Below are 3,561 nucleotides of genomic sequence, written 5' to 3' on the forward strand. Positions count from 1 at the left end.
ATGTAATCTTTTGAGATCCAGAAGAAGAAGTTAATGATGTTCCGTCAAATTCCATGTAAGTACCTTCAGCTCTAATGAACATACCATTACCAAAGTCATTGCTGTATCCAACGCCTAAAGCAACACCTGTAATATCAGTATTACCATAAGTTGATCCAGTACCTAGACTTTCGTTTGTGTTTATGTCAACCATTACATGACCAGCTTTTACATAAGCTCCAGATTCACCTAGATTTAAAGCAGCGTAAACTGTAGTTAAATCTTCAAAGTCTACTTGAACTTTGTTAGTTACACTTGCAGCTGTAGCAGAAGTTGTTTTATCGGTAGTTGTTTGTTCAGCTGTTTCAGTTTCTAAAGCATCTGGAACATAATCAACTCCAATAGTTAATGGTCCTAGTTCTTTCTCAATGAAAATTGACGCGTAGCCAAGACCAATGAAATCTGAATCACTGTTTGTTTCATCATCACCAGTCGTAGTTCCATGAGAACCAGTATCTTTCTCAGTAGCTGACGCTGCAAAGAGACCTAATTGTCCTGATATACCAACGTTTACACCGATCTCTGCAGAGGCAGTGCCCATTGTAAATAAAGACAATATTAAAGTTACTAATATTTTTCTCATTATCTTTCCTTATTTAATATTAATTATAATTAAAATTAGTGAAACTTTTACCCTATAAAATTCTGTTTTTTTATCTCTAAATTAAGCTATTTTTGAGAAAAATGAATTTTGTTGCTTATTTGCAACATAATTATTCAATAAAAATGGGCTTTTTTTTATACCTTTAAATTCTCAATTAAGAATAGAATTTCAGCATTTTTTAAACAAAATAATGAAAACTACACTCACTTAAATTAATTCATCGATTCCTGAAAAAAAGTTCCCCTTATTCTTAAAAGCTCTCTGCTTAGATCTTTGTGTTCTTTAAATGCTTTTCTGCCATGAAGCCAAAAATAATTATTTGCTACAATTGAAGACCCAACAGGAAGTTTGACTATAATCTTATTATTACTTTCTTCTAAACTATCTGATAATTTTTGTAAAAAAACTCCTTGTTTCATATTTTTTGGTTCAGGAAATTGATCAATATACGAAATTTGTGCTTTTCCATTTTTGTCAGATGAAAAAACAGGATGTTCAACTTTATATTCAATATTTTTACTTTTAGGAGAACCCCAAATAAAGTTTTCTTTAGCTACAGGATCATTAAATAACTCGCTACAGTGCTCCCAATCATCAAGATGTAACATAGCTGTTTCTCCTCCTTCAACATTTTTTTCTTCAATCTTAGACATTAATAACCAATCAGTTTTTTCTTTAACATATGTTCCGTCTGTATGTAAATCCATATTCGTATATGCTTTTCTTAAATAGGAATCACTCTTATCAACATGTTTCACAAAAAATCTTGCATAATATTTACCTGCCATAGCATCATGATTTGGTGTTCCAATTAAATGTGAAACTGCCGTTGAGAGTTTTACTAAAAAAGTATCATCTATCTTTGAAATTAAATTTTTTGGCTTAATTATAAAACAACCAGTATTTCTATCTCTAATTATTTTATTTAAAAATTTAGATAATTCATTATTGCTCAAATCATCTAAGCTCTTAGCCAAAGTAAATCTAGTAAATGGTTTGTATTCAAGTGCAGTTATATCAAATTTGTTAAATGGAAAGATAAGTTTATTTAATATTTCATCTTTAATATCTATAATTATAATTCTAGGAGATTTATCACTAAACTTAATTTCAAATCCATCAATTTTTATATTCATACGTAACTGCTTAAAATTGAGAGTATGATAGCAGAGAAAAGTGTAGGATAAACTAAATTCTTTTTAGTTAAATAAAAAACAACTATAGATAAAATTATCACTATAAATCTGATTAAATAATCTATTTCAGATAAAGATCCCGATGGAAAAATTACTATTCTGGCAATTAAAGCTGATAGAGTAGAATAAGCTAGACAATTAAACCACCTAAATAATCTTGATGTTTCTTTAATTTTTTCTGAACTGATAACGCCTAAAAATCTTGATAAATATGTTGCTAAGGAGGTTACAATAATTACAATAACTATATTAGCTGACACTTCTTTCTCCAATGAAATAAGCAATAGACCCAGCTACAAAACCACCAAACAAAATGCACCACTCAGGGGACAAAAAGTAAAAAACTGGTCCTAAAATTCCTCCTAATAATACTGACAAACTTATTTGAATCGTTTTCATTGCGCCTATCATCATACAAATAAAATATATTGGATTGACTATTGCTAAACCAATAAGCATGTCTTTATTAAGAAAATCAGAAGCCAAGAAACCAATAATTGTTGAAAAAATTGCAATTGACCAAGTTGCTATTCCGATTCCAATCCAAAAATCAATCCTGTTCACTTTTTCTATAGCTTCATAATTATCTTTCATAATTAGCCACGATGAAACTGCAATAAAATGACATGATAAATAATATTTCCATCTTGGTTGATTCTCATGCATTAATAACGGCATTAACGCTACAGTCATTGGATACAATCTCGCGTTTACTAACCATACAGCTATAAATATATTTATTAGAGATGCTCCAATAAACATAGACTCTGCCATAACTAATGATCCAGGTAGTGCGTAAGTTAAAAAAGTCGAAAAAATACTCTCTTGTATTGAAAAACCCAAATTTTTCAGAAGCGCTCCTATAGCTACAAAACTTGCTCCTAATGCTATGGCCGGACTTCCAACACCTTTAATAGATTTTAAACCCTTTAAAAAATATTTCGTATTTATCATCAACCACCTAAAAATAGGCGACCAACATCTGGATTATTTAAAAGATCATCACCTTTTCCAGCTATTGCTGTTTGACCTGAAACAAGTACATAGCCTATATCTGCGAATTCTAGACCTTTTTTTGCATTTTGTTCAACTAAAATAATTGTTTTTTTTTCATTCTCTTGAAGATCTCTTAAAATTTCAAATACCATATCAATATATCTTGGCTCCAGACCAATTGAAGGTTCATCCACCAATAATACTGATGGTTTCATAACTAAAGCTCTCGAAATTTCCAATAATCTTCTCTCTCCCCCAGATAATACTTTCGCAGGTTGATTTCTTCTATTTCTTAATCTCTCATATTTTTCAAAAATTTTTTCTGCTTCCTCATAAGATTCATTAGTTTTTTCTTTTATAAATCCCCCCATCAGTAAATTTTCTTCTACTGTCATATCTGGAAAAACAGAATTATCTTGTAAAATATAAGCTATTCCAACTGATTTTAATTTTTCAGCTGGGGTTAAATTTGTTATTTCTTTACCATCAATTTCTATTTGACCGGAAAAAATATTTGTAAAACCATAAATTGAATGAAGTATAGTAGATTTACCTGCACCATTGGGACCTATTAAACACAGAGATTGTGCCTTACTTACGTAAAGATCAAAATTATGAAGTATTTCCATTTTTCCATATCCTGCATTCATATTTTTAATGGTTAGGTGAATATTGTTTGACGCCAGTTTTTTCAAATCTTCTGCGACTGGTGCTTTTCCTAAAACT

The 3,561-nt window shown here is 30.1% G+C and carries 5 protein-coding genes; all 5 read right to left on the bottom strand.

All coding sequences use genetic code 11. The features are described from left to right. Nucleotides 1-622, bottom strand: a 622-nt coding sequence (locus tag AMN70_RS04345; protein WP_143323420.1) for a hypothetical protein, incomplete at its 3' end; no start/stop codon positions are given. 233 nt (nt 623-855) lie between these two features. Further along, entirely contained in the window at nt 856-1,779 is a 924-nt protein-coding gene (glaH, locus tag AMN70_RS04350; protein ID WP_075502125.1) for a glutarate dioxygenase GlaH, read from the bottom strand. Continuing rightward, the gene (locus AMN70_RS04355) at nt 1,776-2,099 is read right to left on the bottom strand and encodes an AzlD domain-containing protein (RefSeq protein ID WP_075502127.1); all 324 of its coding nucleotides are present in this window, start codon (nt 2,097-2,099) and stop codon (nt 1,776-1,778) included. The genes glaH and AMN70_RS04355 overlap by 4 nt, the downstream gene beginning before the upstream one ends. Beyond that, the gene (locus tag AMN70_RS04360) at nt 2,089-2,793 is read right to left on the bottom strand and encodes an AzlC family ABC transporter permease (RefSeq protein ID WP_075502129.1); all 705 of its coding nucleotides are present in this window, start codon (nt 2,791-2,793) and stop codon (nt 2,089-2,091) included. The genes AMN70_RS04355 and AMN70_RS04360 overlap by 11 nt, the downstream gene beginning before the upstream one ends. Continuing rightward, nucleotides 2,793-3,561, bottom strand: a 769-nt coding sequence (locus AMN70_RS04365; protein ID WP_075502131.1) for an ABC transporter ATP-binding protein, incomplete at its 5' end; no start/stop codon positions are given. The genes AMN70_RS04365 and AMN70_RS04360, both read right to left, overlap by 1 nt.

The organism is Candidatus Pelagibacter communis, assembly GCF_001179925.1.
In the GTDB taxonomy this organism is placed as follows: Bacteria; Pseudomonadota; Alphaproteobacteria; order Pelagibacterales; family Pelagibacteraceae; genus Pelagibacter; species Pelagibacter ubique_E.